We start from the raw sequence: 22,713 nt of genomic DNA on the forward strand, positions 1-22,713 counted from the left end.
CATCCTAGGTGTGACGTCTGGGACGCTGGGGGGATGAGCGCAGCGGGTGGGGTCGCGTCCGGGGTGGTCGTGCTGGCCGGGACGCCGATCGGCGACGTGTCCGACGCCTCGCCCCGGCTGCGCCGCGAGCTGGTCGGCGCCGACGTCATCGCCGCCGAGGACACCCGCCGGCTGCGCGGGCTGCTGCAGCGCCTGGAGCTGACGACGCAGGCCCGGGTCGTCTCCTACTTCGAGGGCAACGAGGTGCAGCGCACCCCCGAGCTGCTGGCCGCGCTGGCCGAGGGCGCCCGGGTGCTGCTGGTCACCGACGCCGGGATGCCGTCGGTCTCCGACCCGGGCTACCGGCTGGTCGCGGCCGCCGTCGAGGCCGGGTTCGGCGTCACCGCGGTGCCCGGGCCCTCCGCGGTGCTCACCGCGCTGGCCGTCTCCGGGCTGCCCGTCGACCGCTTCTGCTTCGAGGGCTTCCTGCCGCGCAAGCCGGGCGAGCGGGGCCGCCGGCTGGCCGAGCTGGCGGCCGAGCCGCGGACGCTGGTCTTCTTCGAGGCCCCGCACCGGACGGCCGAGGCCCTCGCCGCGCTGGCGGAGGCCTTCGGCGGCGACCGGCCGGGAGCGGTCTGCCGCGAGCTGACCAAGACCTACGAGGAGGTCGTCCGCGGCCCGCTGGACGAGCTCGTCGCGTGGGCCCAGCACGAGGTGCGCGGCGAGGTGACGCTGGTGGTCGCGGGCGCGCCCGTCGTCGTCGCCGACCTCGGCTCCGCGGCCGCCGAGGTGCTCGCGCTCGTCGCGGGCGGCACCCGGCTGAAGCCCGCGGTGGCCGCGATCGCCGCCGAGACGGGGCTGGCCAAGAACGCGTTGTACGAGGTCGCCCTGAAACGGCAGACGCAGTCGGGCTGACGGGCCCGGTCGGGGCCGGTGGGAGCGACTGCGTCTGCAGATCCAGGGACCTGGGAGGCTGACCCCGTGGACCTGCCCGCCCCGCCCGACCCGCTGCCGCACCCCGTCGTCGACACCCACTGCCACCTGGACGCGACCCAGGAGCTCTCCGGCCTCGAGCCCGCCGACGCGCTGGCCCGGGCCGCCGCCGTCGGCGTCCCCCGGGTGGTCCAGGTGGGCTGCGACGTCCCCAGCTCGGCCTGGGCCGTCGAGGCCGCCGGCCGGCTGCCGGGGGTCGTGGCCGCCGTGGCCCTGCACCCCAACGACGCCGCGCGGCTGGGCGACGGGCTGGCGGACGGCCTGGAGGCCATCGCCGCGCTGGCGGGGCGGCCCGGCGTCCGGGCGGTGGGGGAGACCGGGCTCGACTTCTTCCGGACCCCCGACGCCGCCGGCCAGGCGCGGCAGCGGGAGGCCTTCGCCGCGCACATCGCGCTGGCGCACGCGCACGACCTGACGCTGGTCATCCACGACCGCGACGCGCACGCGGCGGTCCTCGACGTCCTCGACGCCGAGGGGGTGCCCGACCGGGTGGTCATGCACTGCTTCTCCGGCGACGCCGCCTTCGCCCGCGCCTGCCTCGACCGCGGCGCCCACCTCTCCTTCGCCGGACCGGTCACCTTCAAGCCCAACCACCACCTGCGCGAGGCCCTGGCCCTCACCCCGGCCGACCGGCTGCTGACCGAGACCGACGCCCCGTACCTGACGCCGGTCCCGCTGCGCGGCCGGCCCAACGCCTCCTACCTCGTGCCGCACACGGTCCGCTTCCTCGCCGACCAGCTCGCCACTGACCTGGCCGGGCTCTGCGCCCGGCTGGACGCCAACGCCGAGGCGGCCTTCGGCGGGGCCTGGTAGCGGTGGAGCTCGCGGAGGCGCTGCGCCGGCGGCGGATGGTCCGCCGCTACGACCCCGACCGGCCGGTGGAGCCGGCCGCGCTCGAGGCCGTGCTGGCCGCGGCGCTGCGGACGCCCTCGGCCGGCTTCACCCAGGGCGTCTCGCTGCTCGTGCTGGCCACCGCCGAGGACCGCGACGCCTTCTGGGCCGCGTCCACCCCGGCCGACGCCGACCCCGACCGGCCCAGCCGCTGGCTCGCCGGGATGCGGACCGCGCCCGTGCTCGTCCTGCTGTGGACCAGCCGGGAGGCCTACCTCGACCGCTACGCCCAGCCCGACAAGGGCTGGTCCGACCGGGATCCGGGACGCTGGTCGGCGCCCTACTGGTTCGTCGACGCCGGGATGGTCGCCCTGGCCGGGCTGCTGGCGGCGGTCGACGCCGGGCTGGGCGCCTGCTTCTTCGGCGTGCCGGCCGAGCGGACGGCCGCCGTCCGGGCGGCGTTCGGGGTGCCCGAGGACCAGCTGGGCGTCGGCGTGCTGAGCCTGGGGCACCCGGCCCCGGACGCCCGCCCCGGCGGCTCGGCGGCCCGCCGGCCGCGTCGGCCTGCGGCGGAGCTGGTGCACCGGGGGCGCTGGTCCACGGGTCCGCTCCCCCCGGAGCGACCCGGCCCGTAGCAGCCCGCCCCGGCCCGGGCGCGGATTTCGCGTCGTGTCGAGGTGCCCGTTACTATTCCGTGACCGTTTCTCGGGGACCGGCTTCTGCGCTGCGCCCTGATGTCACCGAGGTCCGCGCCCGCGGACCACCTCCAGGAGTGCTGTGCGCAAGATCATCCCCGTCGTCGCCGCTGGCGCCGCTCTGGCCGTGGCCGGGACGTCCGTCGGCTGGGCCGCCCTGAACAAGGACGTCACCCTGTCGGTCGACGGCTCGCCGACGACCGTGACCACCACCGCCGGGACCGTGGGCGAGCTCCTGCAGGACCAGGGCATCGCCGTCACCAGCCGCGACATCGTCGCCCCCGACGCGTCGGCCAAGGTGACCGACGGCACCCGGGTGGCCGTCCAGTTCGCCCGCCAGGTGACCTTCACCGTCGACGGTGAGAAGAAGACCGTCTGGACCACCGCCACCAGCCTCGACCAGGCCCTGGGCGCGCTCGGCGTCAACACCACCGGCGCCGACCTGTCGACGAGCCGCAGCGCGAGCATCGGCCGCGAGGGCCTGGCCGTCGACGTCGACACCCTGAAGACCGTCACGGTCGACGCCGCCGGGAAGAAGCGCCAGGTCAAGACGACGGGCACCACCGTCGCCGACGTCCTGGCCGCGGCCGGGATCAAGGCCGACCGCGACGACAAGCTCAGCGCCGACGCCGACGAGGCCGTCGAGGACGGGGACACCCTGACCTGGACCCAGGTCGACGTGAGCAAGGAGACCAAGAAGCAGGACGTCGCCTTCGGCACCGTCCGCCGGGAGTCCGGCTCGCTGCTGCGCGGCACCACGAAGGTGGACACCGCCGGCGAGCAGGGCACCCGCACCCTCACCTACCGCGTCGTCCGCGAGAACGGCGAGGTGACCGGGCGCACCAAGATCTCCAGCAAGGTCACCGACGCCCCGCGCGACCGCGTCCTGCTGGTCGGCACCAAGGCGCCGCCGGCCCCGAAGCCCTCCACCGGATCGTCCTCGTCCTCGTCCTCCGACGACGCCGACGACTCGTCCAGCTCCTCGAGCTCGTCCGGCTCGTCGGCCCCCAGCGTCGCCTCGGGCGGCGTTTGGGACCGCCTCGCGCAGTGCGAGTCCGGCGGCAACTGGGCCATCAACACCGGCAACGGCTTCTACGGCGGCCTGCAGTTCACGCTGAGCACCTGGCGCGCGAACGGCGGCTCCGGCATGCCGAACAACGCCAGCCGCGAGCAGCAGATCGCCGTGGCCAAGAAGGTCCAGGCCTCGCAGGGCTGGGGCGCCTGGCCCGCCTGCACGTCGAAGCTGGGCATCCGCTGAGCCTCCTCGACCCGACGGCGGTCCGCCGGATCGCCTCCGGTCTGGACCTGCGGCCCACCAAGCAGAAGGGCCAGAACTTCGTCACCGACGCCAACACCGTGCGGCGCATCGTCGCCGCCTCCGGGGTGGGTGCCGCGGACGTCGTGCTGGAGATCGGGCCGGGCCTGGGGTCGCTGACCCTGGGCCTGCTCGAGGCCGCCGAGGCCGTCGTCGCCGTCGAGATCGACGAGCTGCTGGCCGGCGCCCTGCCGGGCACGGTGGCCGAGCGGATGCCCGGGCGGGCCGACGCGCTGACCGTGGTCACCGCCGACGCGCTCCGGGTCACCACGCTGCCGCAGGACCCGACCGTCGTCGTGGCGAACCTGCCCTACAACGTCTCGGTGCCGGTGCTGCTGCACCTGCTCGCCACCTTCCCGAGCTGGCGGCGCGGCCTGGTCATGGTGCAGCTCGAGGTCGCGGACCGGCTGGTGGCCGGTCCGGGCTCCAAGATCTACGGCGTGCCCTCGGTCAAGATGGCCTGGTACGCCGCCGCCACCCGGGTGGGGACGGTGCCGCCCAGCGTCTTCTGGCCGGTGCCCAACGTCGAGTCCGGCCTGGTGCAGATCGTCCGCCGGGAGGCGCCGGTCACTACGGCCACCCGCGAGCAGGTCTTCGCCGTCGTCGACGCCGCCTTCGCCCAGCGCCGCAAGATGCTCCGCTCCGCGCTCTCCGGCCTCGTCGGCAGCTCGGCCGCGGCCAGCGAGGTGCTGGTCGCCGCCGACGTCGACCCGCAGGCCCGCGGCGAGATGCTCGAGGTGGCCGACTTCGCCCGGATCGCCGAGCAGCTCGACCGCGCCGGGCTCGCCGGGGACGTCCAGGCCTGAGCCCAGGGGCGGGTGGCCCGGCGGCACGCCGTAGCCTCGCTCCGTGGCCTCACCTCTCCCGCCGACCCCTGTCGGAGTACGGGTCCGTGTGCCCGCCAAGATCAACCTCGCGCTCAAGGTCGGCGGCCGGCGCCCCGACGGGTACCACCCGCTGGCCACCGTCTACCACGCCGTCTCCCTCTACGACGAGGTCGAGGCGGTCTGGGCCGAGCCCGACGAGTTCGACGTCCAGGTCACCGGCGAGGGGGCCGACCAGGTCCCGCTCGACGACTCCAACCTGGCCCTGCGCGCCGCCCGGCTGCTGGCCCGCACGCACGGGCCCTACGACTCCCTGGGTGCCAGCCTGAGCATCCGCAAGGCCATCCCGGTGGCCGCCGGGCTGGCCGGCGGGTCCTCCAACGGCGCCGCGGCGCTGCTGGCCTGCTCGGTGCTGTGGGACCTCGACGTCTCCCCGGAGGCGCTGCGCGAGCTGGCGGCCGAGCTGGGCAGCGACGTGCCCTTCGCGCTCCTCGGCGGCACCGCGCTGGGCAGCGGCCGCGGCGAGGAGGTCGTGCCGGCCCTGGCCCGCGGCACCTACCACTGGGTGCTGGCCTTCGGCCACCACGGGCTGTCCACGCCCGCCGTCTACGGCCGCTTCGACGAGCTGACGCCCGACGCCGCGGCGCCCGAGGTGCCCGACGACCTGATGGGCGCCCTCCGCAGCGGCGACCCGGCCCTGCTGGGGGCGGCGCTCAGCAACGACCTGCAGGACGCCGCTCTCGACCTGCAGCCCCGGCTGCGGCAGGTGCTCGAGGCCGGCCTGGAGTACGGGGCCGTCGGCGCCGTCGTCTCCGGGTCCGGGCCCACCTGCGCCTTCCTCGCCGCCGGCGAGGCCGCGGCCATCGACCTCGCCGTCGCCCTCAGCGCCGACGGCGTCTGCCGGGAGGTCCGCCGGGTGAGCGGGCCCGTGGTCGGCGCCCGCGTCCTCGCCTAGCCCCCCGGACCGGCCGTCCGGCAGGCGTCCTCCCGTGGCGCGCGGCGGCCGCGGTCGCCTACCGTTCGGCGCATGAGCGCCCCCGCCGCCCCCGCCCTCGTCCGCCGGCTGGTGGCGCGCGACCCCGACGAGCCGCACCGGGTCGCCACCCCGCTCGAGCTGCTCACCGACCTCTGCTTCGTCGTGGCCATCGCCGCCGCGGCGACCCAGCTGCACCACGCCGTCGTCGAGGACCACGTCGTCGCCGGGGTGACCGGCTTCCTCATGGCCTTCTTCGCCATCTGGTGGGCCTGGCTGAACTTCACCTGGTTCGCCTCGGCCTACGACAACGACGACGTCGTCTACCGGCTGCTGACCATCGTGCAGATCCTCGGGGTGCTGGTGCTCGCGGCCGGCATCCCGCTGGTCTTCGAGGGTCACTTCACCGTCGTCGTGCTCGGCTACGTGGTGATGCGGGTCGCGCTGGTGCTCCAGTGGCTGCGGGCGGCGCAGCAGGACCCGGCCCACCGGACGACGAACCGCCGCTACGCCCTGGGCATCGTCGTCGTCCAGCTCGGCTGGGTGGCCTTCATCCCGCTGGCGGAGCTGGAGGTCCTGCGCGTGCCGCTGTTCGTGCTGCTCGCCGCCGCCGACGTCGCGGTGCCGGTCTGGGCCGAGCGGGCCGGGATGACCAGCTGGCACCCCCACCACGTGGCGGAGCGCTACGGGCTGTTCTTCATCATCGTGCTGGGCGAGACGGTCCTGGCGGCCACGACGGCGGTGTCGGAGGCCTTCGCCGACCCGGCGGCCCGGCTGGGGGTCCTCGTCGTCGTGGTCAGCAGCGTGCTCATCGTCTTCAGCTGCTGGTGGCTCTACTTCTCCCGGGAGGCCGGGCCGGTGCTGGCCCGGGCGCGGACCGAGGGGCTCGGGCTGGCCTTCCGCTGGGGCTTCGGGCACTACGCCGTCTTCGCCTCGGCCGCCGCGGTGGGCGCGGGCCTGGCCGCACGGGTCGACCACTGGACCCACCACGCCGAGGCCCCGGAGCTGGTGACGGCGGCGTCGGTCACCGTGCCGACCGCCGTGCTGGTCGCCATGATCTGGCTCATCCAGCTGCGCGGGCCCGACGCCTCCGCGCGCACCGCCGTGCCGTTCGGGCTGGCCGTGCTGCTGGTGCTGGCCGGCACCCTGACGCCGGTGCCCGAGCTCGTCGCCGGCCTGGTCGTCGCCGCGCTGCTGGTGGTGGAGGTGCGGCTGGCGGCCGCGGCGGGCGGCACCGCGGCGCCGTGACGGGCGCGACGGCCGACGCCTCCGCCCGCTGGGCCGTCGTCGCGGTCGCGGCCGGCCTGCGCCCGGCCGCGGACCCGGTGCTGGCGCCCAGCCACTCCAACGACACCTGGCTGCTCGAGGACGAGCGGTGGGGCGCCGCCGTGCTGCGGGTCTGCTGGCGCGGCGACGTCGCCCGGCTGCCCCGCGAGGCCGCCGTCGGCGCCGCCCTGCCCGCGGCGGTCGGCTACCCGGCGGTGCTGGGCGCGGGCACCACCGCCGACGGCGCCCTCAGCTGGACCCTCACCCGTAGGCTGCCGGGCTGCTCCCTGCGCACGGCGTGGCCGGGGCTGGGCCCGGGTGGGCGGCGCGACGCCGTCGACGCCGTCGTCGACGCGCTGGCCGCGCTGCACGCCTTCCGGCCGCCGCCGTCGCTGCGGCCGGTGCTGCGGCTCGCGCCGCTGCCGGCCGCGCCGTCCGTCGACGCCGTGGTCGGCCGGTCGATGAGCCCGTGGCCCGACGGCGTCGGGGTGCTCCTGGCCGCGGCGTCCGACCGGGCGCCGGCGGACCTGGTGGCTGCGGTCCGCCGGCTGCTGGAGCGTGACGCCGCCCTCGGCCCCGCCCTCGACGCCGCGTCGCCGACGCTGGTGCACGGCGACCTGCACCTGGACAACGTGTGGACCGACGGCCAGCGGGTCACGGGTCTGCTCGACCTCGAGTGGGTCCGGCCGGCGCCGCCGTGGGTCGAGCTGGCCCGGGTCGCCGACGAGGTGGACCAGGACGTGGCCGACGGCGTGGCCGGCCACGCCGAGCTGCTGGCCGGGCTGCGGCGGCGGCTGCCGGGTCTGGAAGCCGTCGACCGGCTGCCGGCGCGGCTCCGGCTATGGCGCGTGGCCTACCAGCTGCGCGAGCTGGTGCTCTGGCCGGTCACCGCTCCGGCCGAGGCGCCGCCGGACCACCCGGTGCGGCTGCTCGCCGTGCTGGTCGGCGCCGGCTGAGGCGCTACCCCGATCCCGCTCAGCCCGCGAGGTGCCAGCCGAGCCGGGCGGCCAGGGCGGCGACGTCGCCGTGCGGCGCGCCGTCCCACTCCTGCCACCACGGCTGCCCGGCAGGGGTCCCGGCGTGCTGGACGACGACGTGCTGGTGGAGGTGGGCGATCGAGTGCCCGGTGACCAGGACGTGCACGTAGGCCACGTCGAGCTCGGCCTTGAGCGCCCGGGCCAGCCGCGTCGTCGTCCGGCCGAACGCCTCCGCCTCGGTGTCGGTCAGCCCGTCCAGGTAGGGGACGTGGCGCCGGGACTCGACGAAGACGTAGCCCAGGGCGCCCGTGGCGCGGTGGCTGACGCTGACGTGCTCGTCGACGTGCACCACGGGGCCGACGAGCGGTCCCTCGCCCCGGTGCTTGCGGCAGATGAGGCAGTCGTCGTCGGCCATGGGCCGATCCTGGCAGCCGCGCCGGCGTCGGGCGCGACGACGCTCAGGGCGCCGCGGTCGGGTCCTCGCGGTAGACGACGAGCAGCCGGCGGAGCGTCCGGGCCAGCTGGTGCTGGTCGCCCTCGTCCAGGCCGGCCAGCAGCTGCTGCTCGGCCTCCAGGAGGTCGGCCAGGGCGGCGTCGACGGCGGTCCGGCCGGCGTCGGTGAGCCCCACGAGGACCCCGCGCTTGTCGCCGGGGTGCAGGTCGCGCCGGACCAGGCCCCGGGCGGCCAGGCGGTCGACCCGGTTGGTCATGGTGCCGGAGGTGACCATCGTCTCCCGCAGCAGCTGGCCGGGGGAGAGCTGGTTGGGCGCCCCGGCCCGGCGCAGCGCGGCGAGCACGTCGAACTCCCAGGTCTCCAGGCCGTGGGCCTGGAAGGACGCCGCCCGCTGCCGGTCGAGGTGCCGGGCCAGCCGCGTCACCCGGGACAGCACCCGCAGCGGGGTGACGTCGAGGTCGGGACGCTCGCGCGACCAGGCCTCGACGACGAGGTCGACCTCGTCACGCGGTTCCCGGTCGGCGGCCATGGCCCGCATCCTACGGGCGGGGCCCGGTGGTCCCGGCGGCCCGCGACGTCCGCTCAGCCGCGGTCGCGCGCCCCGGCCAGGTCGGTGTCGGTCCGCGGCATGGTCGCCGCCAGCGCGATGATCCCGGCGCAGAGCAGCGCGGGCACCGCCATCGTGTGCTGGATGCCGAGGTGCCGGACGAGGAAGCCGATCACGGCCGGGCCCATCAGGAAGGCCGCGTAGCCGAAGGTGACGACGACGGCCAGCACCCGTCCGCCGCCGAGGTGGCCGGCGACGGCGTAGACCTGCGGGGCGATCATCCCGACGCCGAAGCCCACCAGGCACCAGCCGGCGACCAGCAGCGGCAGCGTGCCCACCAGGGTCACCACGACGTAGCCGGCGGCGGCGCAGGCGCCGCCGAAGCGGACGACGGCGCGGCGGCCGAACCGGGCCACCAGCCGGTCGCCCAGCAACCGGATGACGACCATGAAGCCGTTGACGGCGATCAGGCCCAGCGCGCCGGTCGTGGGGTCGACCCGGGCGACGTCGGTGACGTGGATGGCCGACCAGTCGACGGCGGTGCCCTCGGACAGGCCGAAGGCCAGCGCCATCAGGCCCAGCACCCAGGCGGCGCGGGGGATCCGCGCGCGGACACCGTCGACGGTGTGCGCGACGACCGCGCTCTGCGGGGTGATCCGCACCAGCACCACCAGCACGACGACCGCGATCGCGGCCAGCCCCAGCATCAGAGGGGTGACGACGTCGCCGCCCTCGACGCCCAGCACCCGGGCCAGCAGCAGCACCGCACCGGCACCGGCGAAGCCGCCGATGGAGAACCAGGCGTGGAAGGTGCTCATCACCGGCTGGCGGCGGGCCGCCTCGACCTGCACGCCGAGGGCGTTCATCCCGACGTCCATCGCCCCGTTGCCGAGGCCCAGCAGGACCAGGCCGAGGACGGCGACGCCGAAGGTCGGGGCCAGGGCGATGGTGACGGCCGAGGCGATCAGCACCGGCAGCCCGCAGAGCGCCACGGCCCGCGCGCCGACGGCGTCGGCCAGCCGGCCGCCCACCTGCATGGAGAGGATGCCGGCCAGCCCGCCGCAGAAGAGCATCAGCGCCACGTGGCTGTCGTCGATCTCCAGCTTCTCGCGCAGCGACGGCAGGGCGCCGCCGTTGCCGCCGATGAGCATGCCGTTGACCGCGAACAGGAGGGCGACGGCGCGGGAGGCCGTCGGGGAGCCCAGCGGGGCCGCCCGGCCGGTGGCAGGGGCGGGGGAGGTCGTCGTGGCCACAGCGCATCCGTCTTCTGTATCGATTAAGAGAACAGCGACGACGATAGGGCCCGGGGGAGGGCGGGGGCAAGCCGGGCGGGTCTGGCGGCGGGTCAGCGACCGGGGTCGGTGACCAGCGTGGGCTTGGCCTGCAGGTGGCTCAGCCCGTTCCAGGAGAGGTTGACGAGGTGGGCGGCGACCTCGCGCTTGCCCGGGTGCTGCGCGTCCAGCCACCACTGGCCGGTGATGGCCACCATCCCGACCAGCATCTGGGCGTAGATGGGGGCGTGCTTGGGCTCGAGCCCCTGGCGCTTGAACTCGGCCGAGAGGATGCCCTCCACCTGGGTGGCGACGTCGTTGAGGATCGTCGCGAAGGACCCGCCGGCGTGGCCGAGGGAGGAGTCGCGGGCCAGGATCCGGAAGCCGTCGGTGTGCGCCTCGATGTAGTCCAGCAGCGCCAGCGCCGCCTGCTCCAGCAGCTCGCGCTGGTGGCCCGAGGTCAGCGAGCCGCGGATGCCGTCCAGCAGGGTCCGCACCTCGCGGTCGACGACGACGGCGTAGAGGCCCTCCTTGCCGCCGAAGTGCTCGTAGACGACGGGCTTGCTGACCAGGGCGGTGGCGGCGATCTCCTCCACCGAGGTGCCGTCGAACCCGCGCTGCGCGAAGAGCGAGCGGGAGACGTCGATGAGCTGCTCGCGGCGGTCCGCCCCGGACATCCGGACGCGGCCGGGACGGCGGGCGCGCGTGGACTCGCGCCGTTCCGCGTCCCGTGCTGCCATGCCGCCCAGTCTGCGGGGTGCGGCTCCGGGGCGCCGAACCCGGGCTCCGGCGCGCCGTCGCAGGCGGGTCCGGCCGGCCCGCGGCCGGGGTGCGGCAGGGGTCCTGCTCGCATAGGGTGGTCCCCGGTCGGTCCCCGGACCGGTCGTTCCCCGGTTGGTCTGCCGGCAGGGCCCGCCTGACTTTGAATCAGGACCAGCGACGTAGGTTCGACTCCTACCCGGGGAGCTGCCGCAGGACGTCCACCACCAGCGAAGAGAGCTCGATGCCCGAACAGCCCGACGCGCCCGTGCAGCCCGCTCCCGCCGAGGACGACACCCCGGGAGGCCCCGGCACCGTCGCGGCCGTGGTGGTGCTGGCCGCCGGCGAGGGCAAGCGGATGCGCTCCGCGCGGTCCAAGCTGCTGCACGAGGTCGCCGGCCACAGCCTGCTGAGCTACGCGGTCACGGCCGCCACCACCCTGCAGCCCCAGCACGTCGTCGTCGTGGTCGGCCACCTGCGCGAGCAGGTCGAGGCCCACCTCGCCGAGATCGCGCCGCACGTCACCACGGTGGTGCAGGAGGAGCAGCGGGGGACCGGGCACGCCGTGCAGGTCGCGCTGGCCGCGCTGCCCGAGCTCAGCGGGGAGGTCGTCGTCACCTACGGCGACGTCCCGCTGCTGGACGGCGACACCCTCGCCGGGCTGCTGGCCGACCACCGCGACCAGGGCGCGGCCGTCACCGTGCTGACGGCGCAGGTCGCCGACCCGACGGGCTACGGCCGGGTGGTCCGCGACGCGGGCGGCGCCGTCGAGGCCGTCGTCGAGCACCGCGACGCCGACGAGGACCAGCGGACCATCAGCGAGATCAACTCCGGGATCTACGTCTTCGAGGCGGGCACGCTGCGCCGGGGGCTGGCGGCGCTCCGGCCCGACAACGCCCAGGGCGAGCTCTACCTCACCGACGTGCTCTCCTCCGCCCGCCGCGAGGGCGGCCTGGTCAGCGCCCACCTGACCGCGGACGCCTGGCTGACCGAGGGCGTCAACGACCGGGTGCAGCTGTCCCGGATCAACGCCGAGCTCAACCGCCGGCTGCTGGAGCGCTGGATGCGGGCCGGGGTGACGGTCGTCGACCCGGCCAGCACCTGGGTGCACGCCTCGGTCGACCTCGGCACTGACGTCACCCTGCTGCCCGGCACCAGCCTCGAGGGGGCGACCTCGGTCGCCGCCGGCGCGGTCGTCGGCCCCGACACCACCCTCGTCGACGTCGAGGTGGGGGAGCGCGCGCACGTCAGCCGCACCCACGCCTCGCTCGCGGTGATCGGGCCGGACGTCAGCGTCGGCCCCTTCGCCCACCTGCGGCCCGGCACCCGGCTGGGCGCGGGCGCGAAGATCGGCACCTTCGTCGAGACGAAGAACGCCCGGCTGGGTGCCGGCGCCAAGGCCCCGCACCTCTCCTACGTCGGCGACGCGGAGGTGGGGGACGGCGCCAACATCGGGGCCGGCGTGATCTTCGCCAACTACGACGGCGTGCACAAGGCGACCACCACCGTGGGCGCCTTCAGCTTCGTCGGCAGCAACTCGGTGCTCACCGCGCCGGTGGTCATCGCCGACGGCGCCTACGTCGCCGCCGGCTCGACGATCACCAGCGACGTCGAGATCGGGGCGCTGGCGGTCAGCCGCGGCCGGCAGCGCAACGTCGCCGGCTGGGTCGCGCGCAAGCGGGCCGGGACGCGGACGGCGCAGGCGGCCGAGGCCGCCGTGGCCGGTGCCGAGCCGGTCGGCTCCGCGCCCGAGCAGGACCAGGCCGCCACCGCGGCCCCCCTGCAGACGCAGCAGGCGCAGCCCGCGCCCGTCCAGGACCAGCAGGTGCAGCAGCAGGCCCACGACCACCCGGGCGGCGACCAGCGCCCGGGCCCGCAGGACGACGAGGGGAACGCCCACGGATGACCGGATTCAAGAAGCCCAACGAGAAGCACCTGATGCTCTTCTCGGGACGGGCCTACCCCGAGCTGGCGGAGGAGATCGCCACCCACCTGGACCTCGAGCTCGTGCCCACCCGGGCGCTGAACTACGCGAACTCCGAGATCTACGTCCGGTTCGAGGAGTCGGTCCGGGGCTGCGACGCCTACGTCATCCAGAGCCACGCCGCGCCCATCAACGAGTGGGTGATGGAGCAGCTGATCATGGTCGACGCCCTCAAGCGGGCGTCGGCGAAGCGGATCACCGTCGTCGCCCCCTTCTATCCCTACGCGCGGCAGGACAAGAAGCACCGCGGCCGCGAGCCGATCTCGGCCCGGCTGATGGCCGACCTGTTCAAGACCGCCGGCGCCAACCGGCTGATGTCGGTCGACCTGCACGCGGCGCAGATCCAGGGCTTCTTCGACGGCCCCGTCGACCACCTGTGGGCGCTGCCGGTGCTGAGCGAGCACATCTCGGCCCGCTACGACACCGCCGAGATGACGGTCGTCTCCCCCGACGCCGGCCGGGTGCGGCTCGCGGACATGTGGACCGACCAGCTCGGCTGCTCGCTGGCGATCATCCACAAGCGCCGCGACCCCAACGTGGCCAACACCGTCGCGGTGCACGAGGTCGTCGGCGACGTCGAGGGCAAGGTCTGCCTGCTGGTCGACGACATGATCGACACCGCCGGCACGATCTGCCAGGCCGCCGAGGCGCTCAAGGCGCGCGGGGCCAAGGCCGTCATCGCCGCCGCGACGCACGCCGTCCTCTCCGGCCCGGCCATCGAGCGGCTGACGGCCAGCGGCTTCGAGGAGGTCGTGGTGACCAACACCCTCCCCATCCCCGACGAGCGCCGCTTCGAGGGCCTGACCGTCCTCTCCATCGCCCCGCTCATCTCCCGCGCCATCCGCGAGGTGTTCGAGGACGGCTCGGTCACGAGCCTCTTCGGCGGCCAGAGCTGACCCCCGCTCCCTGATCGCCGACCTCACGCTCCCTGAGCCTGTCGAAGGGCCCCGCTCCCTGAGCCCGTCGAAGGGCCTGACCCGACCACCGCTCCCTGAGCCTGTCGAAGGGCCTTCGACAGGCTCAGGCCGCGGGTGACGGGAGCTCAGGCCGCGGATGCCCGCGGTCAGAGGCCGCGGCCGGCCGCACGGGTTTCCGCCCCCGCGCCGGTTCGGCTAAGCTGGACCAGTTGCCTCGGCGAGGGTCGCGCACCGTGATCGACGAGGGATGCGGGCTGCTCGCTCCATCCCGCCCGGACGGTCGTCCTCCTCGCCAGGCCTGCAGGTCACACCACCGCCAGTTCTTCTGAGGAGTTCGTTTCGTGCCCGAGGTCAAGCTCACCGCCGAAGTCCGCACCGAGTTCGGCAAGGGCGCTGCCCGCCGGATCCGCCGCGCCGACAAGGTGCCCGCCGTGCTCTACGGCCACGGCACCGACCCGATCCACATCACGCTGCCGGGTCACGAGACCCTGCTGGCGCTGCGCACCAACAACGCGCTGCTGTCCATCGACGTCGACGGCACCTCCCAGCTCGCGCTGCCGAAGCAGGTCCAGCGCGACCCGATCAAGCACACCATCGAGCACGTCGACCTGGTCCTCGTCCGCCGCGGCGAGCTCGTCACCGTCGACGTCGCGATCCTGGTCGAGGGCGAGGCCGCTCCGGACACCCTCGTCGTGGTCGACCACAACAGCATCCCCGTCGAGGCCGACGCGACCGCCATCCCGACCCAGATCGTGATCTCGATCGAGGGCCTGGCTCCCGGCACGCAGATCCTCGCCAAGGACATCCAGCTCCCCGAGGGCGCGACCCTCGGCATGGACCCCGAGGCCCTGGTCATCAACATCACCGGTGCGCCGACGGCCGCCGAGGTCGAGGCCGAGCTGGCCGAGGCCGAGGCCGAGGCCGGCATCGAGCCGACCATCGCCGAGGGTGACGAGGTCCCCGAGGAGGGTGACGGCGAGACCGGCACCGGCGAGGCCGCCGACGCGGCCGAGCAGTCCTGACGCCCGCGTAGTCCTGGCGCATGCTGCCCTGGCTGGTGGTCGGGCTCGGGAACCCGGGCCCGACCTACGCAGGTCACCGGCACAACGTCGGCTTCCTCGTGGTCGAGGAGCTGGCGCGCCGGACGCGGTCCTCGTTCGCGAAGCCCAAGGGCATCAAGGCCGAGCTGGCGGAGAGCCGGCTCGGCCCGCCCGGGGCGGACGGCCCCCGGCTGGGGCTGACCAAGTCCCGGAGCTACATGAACGAGACGGGCGGTCCGGTCTCCCGGCTGCTCGCGTACTACAAGATCGCCCCGGACCGGCTCGTCGTCGTGCACGACGAGCTGGACCTGGACCCCGGCCAGCTCCGGGTGAAGTTCGGCGGGGGCGACAACGGCCACAACGGCCTGCGCTCCATCCGCAGCTCGACGGGCACCGGCGACTACTTCCGCGTGCGGGTCGGGGTCGGCCGTCCGCCGGGCCGCCAGGACCCGGCCGACTTCCTCCTCAGCAACTTCTCCGCGCGCGAGCGGGAGGGTCTGGGCGTCGAGGTGGTCCGGGCCGCCGACGCCGTCGAGTCGCTGGTGCAGGTGGGCCTCGAGCGCACCCAGAGCGCCTTCAACTCCTGACCGCGGCGCGTCTCACACCGGCAGGATCGTGAAGTTCCCGCCGGTGTCCTCGAAGAAGACGACCATCGCCCACTCGGCGTCGTCGACCTGGCCGTGGCACACGGTGGTGACGTTCTGGCCCACCCCGGCGGTGTCGGGGCAGCTCATCCGCCCCACCTGGCCGCCGTCGGACTCGACGTGGCTCCGGACGGCCGCGGCGAGGTCGACGCCCGCCACCCGCCCGTCGTCGACGGCGATCTGCCCGGTCAGCGGGCCCCAATAGCCGTCCTCGGACGAGCCCTCGATGCCGCTCCCGCCGAACCACAGGGCGCTGACGACGGTGCCGACCATCGCGAGCGAAGCCAGCACCACGGCGACGACGGCCAGCCCCGACGTGCGCGGCGGCACCGGCGCGGGCGGGAAGGCCGGGGTGCCCGGCGGCGGCAGCGGCACGTGGGGCGGCGCGGCCGCCCAGCCCGCGCCGGGCGGGGGAGCGGGTGAGAACGAGGGCGAGGTGGTCGACACGGCCGGTCCTTCGAGACGTAGGTGCGGCCGACCCTAGGGTCGCCGCGCCCGGTGCGCGGCGCGATCGGCGCGACCGTTACCGACCCGAGAGCGGCACCCGGCCCGCGGCGGTCCTGGCGCCGGCCGCGCCCCTCGGCCAGGGTGGGGCCGTGACCCCGGACCCGACGCCCACCCCCGCCGCTGCCGACCTCGACCTGCCCGGCGTCCCCGGCCTCCGGCTCGCCCGCCCGGACCCCGGCACGACGGCGACGACGACGTCCTCCGGCCCGGGGCTGCTCGAGGTCAGCCTCGCCGCGGGCGACGGCCGCCCGGGCCTGCGGCTCGAGGTCGACCTCGCCGACGCCGTCGCCTGGTGGCACCCGATGGCCGCCGGCACCCGGCCGCTGCCGCCGGACTGGTCCGGCCGGACCGTCACCAGCCTCGTCTCCTCCGTCCCGCTGGGCGCGCTGCACGACGCCACCGGCCGGGTCCTGCTCGGCTGGGCCGCCGACGAGGACGTCGCCGAGCTCGCCGTCACCCTCGGGGTGTCGGAGGAGCACAAGACCTTCGTCGTCGAGGCCCGGCCCGTGCGGCCCCGGGCCACGCCCCTGCGGGTGCTGCTCGACACCTCCGGGGAGACGCTCGCGACCGTCGCGCAGCGGCTGACCGGCTGGCTGTCCGACCGGCACGCCGAGCCGCCGCTGGACCCGCCGCCCGCGGCTCGGGTTCCGGTCTACTCGACCTGGTACACGTTCACCCAGGACGTCGACGACGCCGTGGTCACCGCCGAGGGCGCGCTGGCGGCCCGGCTGGGCTGCGGCTCGCTGTTCCTCGACGACGGCTGGCAGCGCTTCGCCCGCGGCCGCGGCTACCAGGGCTGCGGCGACTGGGTGGCCGACCCCGAGAAGTTCCCCGACCTGACCGGCACCGTCGCCCGGCTGCACGCCCAGGGCCTCGCCGTCGCCCTGTGGGTGGCGCCGCTGCTGCTGGGGGACCAGAGCGCCGTCTTCGCGCGGATGGCGCCGTTCGCGCCGGTCCGGGTCGAGGAGGGGCTGCGCTGCCACGTGCTCGACCCGCGGCACGCCGAGGTCCGCGCCTTCGTCGTCGAGACCTGCCTGCGGCTGGTCGTCGAGCACGACGTCGACCTGCTGAAGATCGACTTCCTCGACCAGGCCATGGTCTACCGCGACGAGCCGGGCGAGGGCGACGTGGGCGAGGCGATGGCTGCGCTGCTGGCCGACCTGCGCCGGGCGCTCGTCGACGCCGACCGGGCCGGCGTCGGCTTCGAGTTCCGCCAGCCCTACGTCAGCCCCGCCCTGGCCCGCTCGGCCCAGGTCCTGCGCGCCGGCGACTGCCCGGCCGACGCCGTCGTCAACCGCCGCTCGGTCGTCGACGCCCGGCTGGTCGCGGCGGGCCGGGTGGTGCACGCCGACCCGATGATGTGGGGCCCGGTCGGCGGGGCGGCCGCCGTGGCGCAGCAGCTCTACGCCGGCTGGTTCGCCGTGCCGCAGATCTCCATGCGGCTGGCCGCGCTGGAGCCGGTGCAGTCCGCGGCGCTCGAGGGCCTGCTCGGGCTGTGGCGCGAGCACGCGGAGGTCACCCAGCACGGCGTCCTCGAGGTCACCGGCGCCGAGGACGGCTACGCGACGGTGAGCGCGGTCCGCCCCGACCTCGACCGGGCCGTCGTCGTCCGGCACGCCCCCGTCGTCGTCGACCTCGACGCCTTCCCGATCGGCCACGTCGACGTGGTGAACGCGACCGCGGAGCCCCGGGTGACGGTCCGGACCCGCCGCCCCGTCCTCGACGGCACGGCGCGGACGGCGGCAGGCGCCGGCGCCGGACCCGTCACCGCCGCCGGTCCCGGCCTGCTCGACCTCCCCGTCGACCCCTGGGGGAGCCTCCGCCTCCGGCTCGGCTGACGCCGCCGCGCCCCGCTCCCGCGCCCCGCCGCGACTCCCGCGCCCCGTCCGCACTCCCGCGCCCGCTGCACGGGGCGCGGCCGTCCCGACGGGGCGCGGCCGTCGACGAGGGGCGCGGGACGGCTGGTCGGCGTCGTCCACAGATCGTCCGGAGCGTCTCGTCAGGGCCGGTCCCGGCGTGGTCGGCTGGGGCGTGCCCCGCTCCCCGGACCCGCGCCTGGCCCTGCTGGCCCCGCACGAGCTGGCGCGGCTGACGGCCCGGGGCGAGCTGGTCCGGCTCCGGCGCGGGACCTACCTGCCCGCCGGGGCGGCCGCCGCCGACCCGGCCGCGCGGCACCGGCAGCTCGTGGCGGCGACGTGGCCCCTGCTCGGCGACGGCTCCGTGCTCAGCCACGGGTCCGCCGCGGTGCTGCACGGGCTGCCCGTGTGGCCGGAGCAGCTGGTGCACGTCCAGGTCACTCGCGCCGCCGGCCGCGGCAAGCGGCGGGGCAACGTCCACGTGCACGTCGCCCCGCTCGCCGACGACGAGGTGGTCGAGGTCGCCGGCCTCCGGGTCACGAGCCCGGTCCGCACCGTCGTCGACCTCGGCCGGGCGCTCCCGCTGCACCGCGCGGTGGCGGCCGGGGACGCCGCCCTGCGGCGGGGCCTGGACGCGGACGACCTCCTGCTCGGCCTGGAGGCGGCCGCGGGCCGACCGGGCGTCGCGGCCGCCCGTCGCGCCGTGGCCCTGCTCGACGCCCGGAGCGAGAGCCCGTGGGAGTCGTGCAGCCGGGTGACCCTGCACCACCTCGGGCTGGCGCCGACCAGCCTCCAGCACGAGGTCCGCGACGCCGCCAGCCGCCTCGTCGCCCGCGCGGATTTCGGCTGGGAGGAGCACCGGACGCTCGGCGAGTTCGACGGCCTGGTGAAGTACGGGAAGCTCCTCCGCCCGGGGCAGACGCCGTCCGACGCCGTGGTGGAGGAGAAGCGGCGCGAGGACGCCGTCCGCGACCTCGACTGGCAGGTGGTCCGCTGGGTGCGGGACGACCTCCGGCGTCCCGAGGAGCTGCGCGCCCGGATCCTGCGCGCCTTCCGCCGCGGCACCCGCTGACCGGAGCCCGAGCCCCGCCCGGGCTCCCGCGCCCCGCCCGCACTCCCGCGCCCCGCCGGCACTACCGCGCCCGGTGCACGGGGCGCGGTCGTCCCGGCGGGGCGCGGGAGCGGGGGAGGGACGCGGGAGGAGGTGCGGTGACGCACGCGGTGGGGAGCGTCCGCGGGGGCCTGTAAGTTTGTCCGGTGACCCTGACGGGACTCGTCGACCTCTTCTGCACCGACCCCACTCTCTCCGCCAGCATCGACGACGCGCGCGCGCGTCGGCTGCCGGCGCTGGACCTGACCTCACCGCCCTCGATGCGGCCGTTCGTCGCGGCCGCGCTGGCGGCCTCGAGCGCGCACGGCGGCGCCGAGCGCCCCGTGCTCGTGGTGACGTCCACCTACCGCGAGGCCGAGGACGTGACGGCCGCCCTCCAGTCCCTCGCGGGCGAGGAGGCCGTCGCCTACTACCCCGCGTGGGAGACGCTCCCGCACGAGCGGCTGAGCCCGCGCTCGGACACCGTCGGCCGACGGCTCGCCGTGCTCCGGCGGCTGGCCGGCAACGCCGAGCTGCCCGCGCCGAAGATCCTCGTCGCGCCGGTGCGCAGCGTGCTGCAGCCGCAGGTCAAGGGCCTGGCCGACCTGCTGCCGGTCCGCATCGTCACCGGCGAGGACCACGACCTCGGCGACCTGACCGCCCGGCTCGTCGGCGCGGCCTACGTCCGGGTCGACCTCGTCGAGCGGCGCGGGGAGTTCGCCGTCCGCGGCGGCATCCTCGACGTCTTCCCGCCCACCGAGGAGCACCCGGTCCGCATCGACTTCTTCGGCGACACCGTCGAGGAGATCCGCTACTTCACCGTCGCCGACCAGCGCTCCAGCGACCTGACCCTGCGCGAGGTCACCGCCTCGCCGTGCCGGGAGCTGCTGCTCACCGACGAGGTCAGGGCGCGCGCCGCCGCGCTGTCCCAGGAGCACCCCGAGCTGTCCGACATGCTCGAGCGGATCGCCCAGGGCCACGCCGTCGACGGCATGGAGGCGCTGTCCCCGGTGCTCGTCGACGGCATGGAGCTGCTCGTCGAGCTGCTGCCGCCGGAGACCCACGTGCTGGTCTGCGACCCCGAGCTGGTGCGCAGCCGCGCCGTCGACCTGGTCAAGACCAGCGACGAGTTCCTGCACGCCTCCTGGGCGGCGGCCGCCGGCGGCGGCAAGGCGCCCGTCGACCTCGGGGCCTCCTCCTACCGCCCGCTGGCCGACGTCCGCTCCGTCGCGATGGCCCGCGGCCTCGCCTGGTGGACGCTGTCGCCGTTCAGCTCCGGCCCGGGCGCCGACGACGGTCCCGCTGGTCTCGTCCGGACCGACGACGGCGAGGTCGTGGACCTCCGGACCAGCGTCAGCGCGGCCGGGGTCGAGTCCCGCACCATCGCCGGCCACCTGGCCGAGAGCCACCGCGGCGACACCGAGGCCGCGATCGCCGACATCGCCCGCCGGGCCCGCGAGGGCTGGCGCGTGGTGCTGGTGGCCGAGGGCAAGGGCACGAGCAAGCGCTACGCCGAGGTCGCCGCCGAGCGCGAGCTGGCCGTCCGGGAGCGCGACGACCTCACCGAGACCCCCGCCGAGGGCATGGTCACCATCGTCACCGGCGAGCTGCGCACGGGCTTCGTGGCCGACAGCCTCAAGCTGGCGCTGTTCACCACCTCCGACCTCTCGGGCCAGCGGCCGCCGGACAAGTCGGCGCGCAAGATGCCCGGCCGGCGCAAGAACCAGATCAACCCGCTGGAGCTCACCCCGGGCGACCCGGTCGTGCACGCCCAGCACGGCGTCGGCCGCTACGTCGAGATGGTCCAGCGCACGGTGCAGGACGCGACGCGGGAGTACCTGCTCATCGAGTACGCGCCCTCCAAGCGGGGCCAGCCGGGCGACCGGCTGTTCGTGCCCATGGACCAGCTGGACCAGGTCACCCGCTACGTCGGCGGGGAGAGCCCGACGCTGGACAAGATGGGCGGCGCCGACTGGGCCAAGCGCAAGGGCCGGGCCCGCAAGGCCGTCCGCGAGATCGCCGCCGAGCTCATCAAGCTCTACGCCGCGCGGCAGGCCACCCGCGGGCACGCCTTCTCCCCGGACACGACCTGGCAGCGCGAGCTGGAGGACGCCTTCAACTTCGTGGAGACGCCCGACCAGCTGGCCGCCATCGACGAGGTCAAGCGGGACATGGAGCAGATCGTCCCGATGGACCGGCTGATCTGCGGCGACGTCGGCTACGGCAAGACCGAGATCGCCGTCCGGGCCGCGTTCAAGGCCGTCCAGGACGGCAAGCAGGTCGCGGTCCTGGTGCCCACGACGCTGCTGGTCCAGCAGCACCACGCCACCTTCGCCGACCGCTACGCCGGGTTCCCGGTCAACGTCGCGCCGCTCAGCCGCTTCCAGTCCGACGCCGAGGTCCGCGCGACCATGGAGGGCGTCGCGGACGGCAAGGTCGACGTCGTCGTCGGCACCCACCGCCTGCTGGGCGGTGAGGTCAAGTTCAAGGACCTCGGGCTCGTCATCATCGACGAGGAGCAGCGCTTCGGCGTCGAGCACAAGGAGCAGCTGAAGCGGCTCCGGACCCACGTCGACGTGCTGGCCATGTCGGCGACGCCGATCCCGCGCACCCTGGAGATGGCCGTCACCGGCATCCGGGAGATGAGCACGATCGCCACCCCGCCGGAGGAACGGCACCCCGTGCTGACCTTCGCCGGTCCCTACGAGGAGGCCCAGGTGACCGCGGCCATCCGGCGCGAGCTGATGCGCGAGGGCCAGGTGTTCTACGTGCACAACCGGGTGCAGAGCATCGACAAGGTCGCCCGGCGGATCAGCGAGCTGGTGCCCGAGGCCCGGGTCGTCACCGCCCACGGCCAGATGGGCGAGCAGCGCCTGGAGCAGGTGATGGTCGACTTCTGGGAGCGCCGGGCCGACGTTCTGGTCGCCACGACGATCGTGGAGGCCGGCCTGGACATCTCCAGCGCCAACACGCTGCTCATCGAGCGCTCGGACCTGCTGGGCCTGTCCCAGCTGCACCAGCTGCGCGGCCGGGTGGGCCGCGGCCGCGAGCGCGGCTACGCCTACTTCCTGTACCCGCCGGACAAGCCGCTGACCGAGACCGCGCACGACCGGCTCGCCACCATCGCCGCGCACACCGACCTCGGCGCCGGCATGGCCATCGCCATGAAGGATCTTGAGATCCGCGGCGCCGGCAACATGCTGGGCGGGGAGCAGAGCGGGCACATCGCCGACGTGGGCTTCGACCTCTACATCCGGCTGGTGGGGGAGGCCGTCGCCGAGTACCGCGGCGTCGACACCGAGCCCGAGCCCGAGGTCCGCATCGAGCTGCCGGTCGACGCCCACCTGCCGACCGACTACGTCGAGTCCGAGCGGCTGCGGCTGGAGATGTACAAGCGGCTGGCCGAGGTGCGCGCCGAGGCCGACCTCAAGGCCGTCGAGGCCGAGCTGCACGACCGCTACGGCGCCCCGCCGGCGCCCGTGCTCACCCTCATGGAGGTGGCGCGGTTCCGGCTCCTGGCCCGTACCGCGGGCATCAGCGAGGTGGTCAGCCAGGGCAACCACATCCGCTTCGGCCCGGCCGACCTGCCCGACTCCAAGAAGCTCCGGCTGCAGCGGCTCTACCCGCGCACGCTGGTCAAGGAGACCGCGAACATCATCCTGGTGCCGCGGCCGGTCAGCTCGACCATCGGCGGCCCGCCGGTCACCGACACCGCGCTGCTGGCCTGGTGCGGCAAGGTGATCCAGGACGTGTTCCTCGGCTGAGCAGGACCGGACCCGTAGGATCGGCGC

Annotated in this window: 20 protein-coding genes and 1 tRNA gene; 16 read left to right on the forward strand and 5 right to left on the reverse strand. The window is 75.4% G+C overall.

The window, feature by feature from the left end; translation table 11 throughout:
• Positions 1-33: 33 nt before the first annotated feature.
• From rsmI to JOF54_RS15170, 8 genes are all read left to right on the forward strand, one after another.
• Positions 34-894, forward strand: a complete 861-nt coding sequence (rsmI, locus tag JOF54_RS15135; protein ID WP_210057314.1) for a 16S rRNA (cytidine(1402)-2'-O)-methyltransferase — start codon at positions 34-36, stop codon at positions 892-894.
• A 66-nt stretch (positions 895-960) separates the two neighbouring features.
• A complete protein-coding gene (locus JOF54_RS15140) occupies positions 961-1,785 on the forward strand; it encodes a TatD family hydrolase (RefSeq protein ID WP_210057316.1) in 825 nt (274 codons plus the stop codon).
• A gap of 2 nt (positions 1,786-1,787) precedes the next feature.
• Entirely contained in the window at positions 1,788-2,438 is a 651-nt protein-coding gene (locus JOF54_RS15145; protein ID WP_210057317.1) for a nitroreductase family protein, read from the forward strand.
• A gap of 142 nt (positions 2,439-2,580) precedes the next feature.
• Positions 2,581-3,756 carry a resuscitation-promoting factor gene (locus JOF54_RS21605; protein ID WP_210057319.1) on the forward strand — a complete coding sequence of 392 codons (1,176 nt, stop codon included), beginning with the start codon at positions 2,581-2,583 and terminating at the stop codon, positions 3,754-3,756.
• A complete protein-coding gene (gene rsmA / locus JOF54_RS15155) occupies positions 3,753-4,619 on the forward strand; it encodes a 16S rRNA (adenine(1518)-N(6)/adenine(1519)-N(6))-dimethyltransferase RsmA (protein WP_210059597.1) in 867 nt (288 codons plus the stop codon). Before JOF54_RS21605 ends, rsmA begins: the two co-directional genes overlap by 4 nt.
• Before the next feature lie 43 nt (positions 4,620-4,662).
• On the forward strand, positions 4,663-5,592 hold the full coding sequence (locus tag JOF54_RS15160; protein ID WP_210057321.1) for a 4-(cytidine 5'-diphospho)-2-C-methyl-D-erythritol kinase: 930 nt from the start codon (positions 4,663-4,665) through the stop codon (positions 5,590-5,592).
• 72 nt (positions 5,593-5,664) lie between these two features.
• Positions 5,665-6,858, forward strand: coding sequence for a low temperature requirement protein A (locus tag JOF54_RS15165; protein WP_210057322.1), 1,194 nt, complete (start codon positions 5,665-5,667; stop codon positions 6,856-6,858).
• Complete coding sequence (locus JOF54_RS15170) at positions 6,855-7,832, forward strand: phosphotransferase family protein (RefSeq protein ID WP_210057324.1); 978 nt, start codon at positions 6,855-6,857, stop codon at positions 7,830-7,832. Before JOF54_RS15165 ends, JOF54_RS15170 begins: the two co-directional genes overlap by 4 nt.
• Positions 7,833-7,851: 19 nt before the next feature.
• On the opposite strand, the gene JOF54_RS15175 is transcribed toward JOF54_RS15170, so the two are convergent.
• The 4 genes from JOF54_RS15175 to JOF54_RS15190 form a co-directional block, all read right to left on the reverse strand.
• A complete protein-coding gene (locus JOF54_RS15175; RefSeq protein WP_210057326.1) occupies positions 7,852-8,268 on the reverse strand; it encodes an HIT family protein in 417 nt (138 codons plus the stop codon).
• Positions 8,269-8,311: 43 nt separating this feature from the next.
• A complete protein-coding gene (locus JOF54_RS15180) occupies positions 8,312-8,836 on the reverse strand; it encodes a MarR family winged helix-turn-helix transcriptional regulator (RefSeq protein WP_210057328.1) in 525 nt (174 codons plus the stop codon).
• Between the two features lie 53 nt (positions 8,837-8,889).
• Positions 8,890-10,107, reverse strand: a complete 1,218-nt coding sequence (locus JOF54_RS15185) for an MFS transporter (protein ID WP_307804220.1) — start codon at positions 10,105-10,107, stop codon at positions 8,890-8,892.
• Between the two features lie 92 nt (positions 10,108-10,199).
• Positions 10,200-10,802, reverse strand: coding sequence for a TetR/AcrR family transcriptional regulator (locus JOF54_RS15190; RefSeq protein ID WP_245360253.1), 603 nt, complete (start codon positions 10,800-10,802; stop codon positions 10,200-10,202).
• 210 nt (positions 10,803-11,012) lie between these two features.
• On the opposite strand from JOF54_RS15190, the gene JOF54_RS15195 reads away from it, so the two are divergent.
• From JOF54_RS15195 to pth, 5 genes are all read left to right on the forward strand, one after another.
• A tRNA-Gln gene (locus JOF54_RS15195) sits at positions 11,013-11,091 on the forward strand.
• Between the two features lie 37 nt (positions 11,092-11,128).
• Positions 11,129-12,790: a bifunctional UDP-N-acetylglucosamine diphosphorylase/glucosamine-1-phosphate N-acetyltransferase GlmU gene (glmU, locus tag JOF54_RS15200; protein WP_210057332.1), complete on the forward strand. Its 1,662-nt coding sequence runs from the start codon at positions 11,129-11,131 to the stop codon at positions 12,788-12,790.
• Positions 12,787-13,764: a ribose-phosphate diphosphokinase gene (locus JOF54_RS15205; protein ID WP_210057334.1), complete on the forward strand. Its 978-nt coding sequence runs from the start codon at positions 12,787-12,789 to the stop codon at positions 13,762-13,764. The genes glmU and JOF54_RS15205 overlap by 4 nt, the downstream gene beginning before the upstream one ends.
• A 362-nt stretch (positions 13,765-14,126) precedes the next feature.
• Positions 14,127-14,807 carry a 50S ribosomal protein L25/general stress protein Ctc gene (locus JOF54_RS15210; protein ID WP_210057337.1) on the forward strand — a complete coding sequence of 227 codons (681 nt, stop codon included), beginning with the start codon at positions 14,127-14,129 and terminating at the stop codon, positions 14,805-14,807.
• Between the two features lie 20 nt (positions 14,808-14,827).
• The gene (gene pth / locus JOF54_RS15215; RefSeq protein WP_210057339.1) at positions 14,828-15,412 is read left to right on the forward strand and encodes an aminoacyl-tRNA hydrolase; all 585 of its coding nucleotides are present in this window, start codon (positions 14,828-14,830) and stop codon (positions 15,410-15,412) included.
• 12 nt (positions 15,413-15,424) lie between these two features.
• Here pth and JOF54_RS15220 read toward each other — a convergent pair whose 3' ends face one another.
• Positions 15,425-15,916, reverse strand: a complete 492-nt coding sequence (locus JOF54_RS15220; protein WP_210057341.1) for a hypothetical protein — start codon at positions 15,914-15,916, stop codon at positions 15,425-15,427.
• Between the two features lie 149 nt (positions 15,917-16,065).
• On the opposite strand from JOF54_RS15220, the gene JOF54_RS15225 reads away from it, so the two are divergent.
• The 3 genes from JOF54_RS15225 (at position 16,066) to mfd (ending at position 22,686) form a co-directional block, all read left to right on the forward strand.
• Positions 16,066-17,814 (forward strand): glycoside hydrolase family 36 protein, encoded by a 1,749-nt coding sequence (locus tag JOF54_RS15225; RefSeq protein WP_210057343.1) that lies wholly within the window; start codon positions 16,066-16,068, stop codon positions 17,812-17,814.
• Between the two features lie 193 nt (positions 17,815-18,007).
• A complete protein-coding gene (locus JOF54_RS15230) occupies positions 18,008-18,904 on the forward strand; it encodes a type IV toxin-antitoxin system AbiEi family antitoxin domain-containing protein (protein WP_210057345.1) in 897 nt (298 codons plus the stop codon).
• A 185-nt stretch (positions 18,905-19,089) separates the two neighbouring features.
• On the forward strand, positions 19,090-22,686 hold the full coding sequence (gene mfd, locus JOF54_RS15235; RefSeq protein ID WP_307804221.1) for a transcription-repair coupling factor: 3,597 nt from the start codon (positions 19,090-19,092) through the stop codon (positions 22,684-22,686).
• Positions 22,687-22,713 lie beyond the last annotated feature (27 nt).

Origin of the sequence: Microlunatus capsulatus (genome assembly GCF_017876495.1) — a bacterium.
Classification (GTDB): domain Bacteria; phylum Actinomycetota; class Actinomycetes; order Propionibacteriales; family Propionibacteriaceae; genus Microlunatus; species Microlunatus capsulatus.

Bases quoted from the DNA above. Each gene is read 5' to 3' on its own strand.
- JOF54_RS15180 (WP_210057328.1), bottom strand. From the start codon at position 8,836: ATGGCCGCCGACCGGGAACCGCGTGACGAGGTCGACCTCGTCGTCGAG.
- rsmI (WP_210057314.1), top strand. From the start codon at position 34: ATGAGCGCAGCGGGTGGGGTCGCGTCCGGGGTGGTCGTGCTGGCCGGG.
- JOF54_RS15190 (WP_245360253.1), bottom strand. From the start codon at position 10,802: ATGTCCGGGGCGGACCGCCGCGAGCAGCTCATCGACGTCTCCCGCTCG.
- JOF54_RS15205 (WP_210057334.1), top strand. From the start codon at position 12,787: ATGACCGGATTCAAGAAGCCCAACGAGAAGCACCTGATGCTCTTCTCG.
- JOF54_RS15165 (WP_210057322.1), top strand. From the start codon at position 5,665: ATGAGCGCCCCCGCCGCCCCCGCCCTCGTCCGCCGGCTGGTGGCGCGC.
- pth (WP_210057339.1), top strand. From the start codon at position 14,828: ATGCTGCCCTGGCTGGTGGTCGGGCTCGGGAACCCGGGCCCGACCTAC.
- JOF54_RS15175 (WP_210057326.1), bottom strand. From the start codon at position 8,268: ATGGCCGACGACGACTGCCTCATCTGCCGCAAGCACCGGGGCGAGGGA.
- glmU (WP_210057332.1), top strand. From the start codon at position 11,129: ATGCCCGAACAGCCCGACGCGCCCGTGCAGCCCGCTCCCGCCGAGGAC.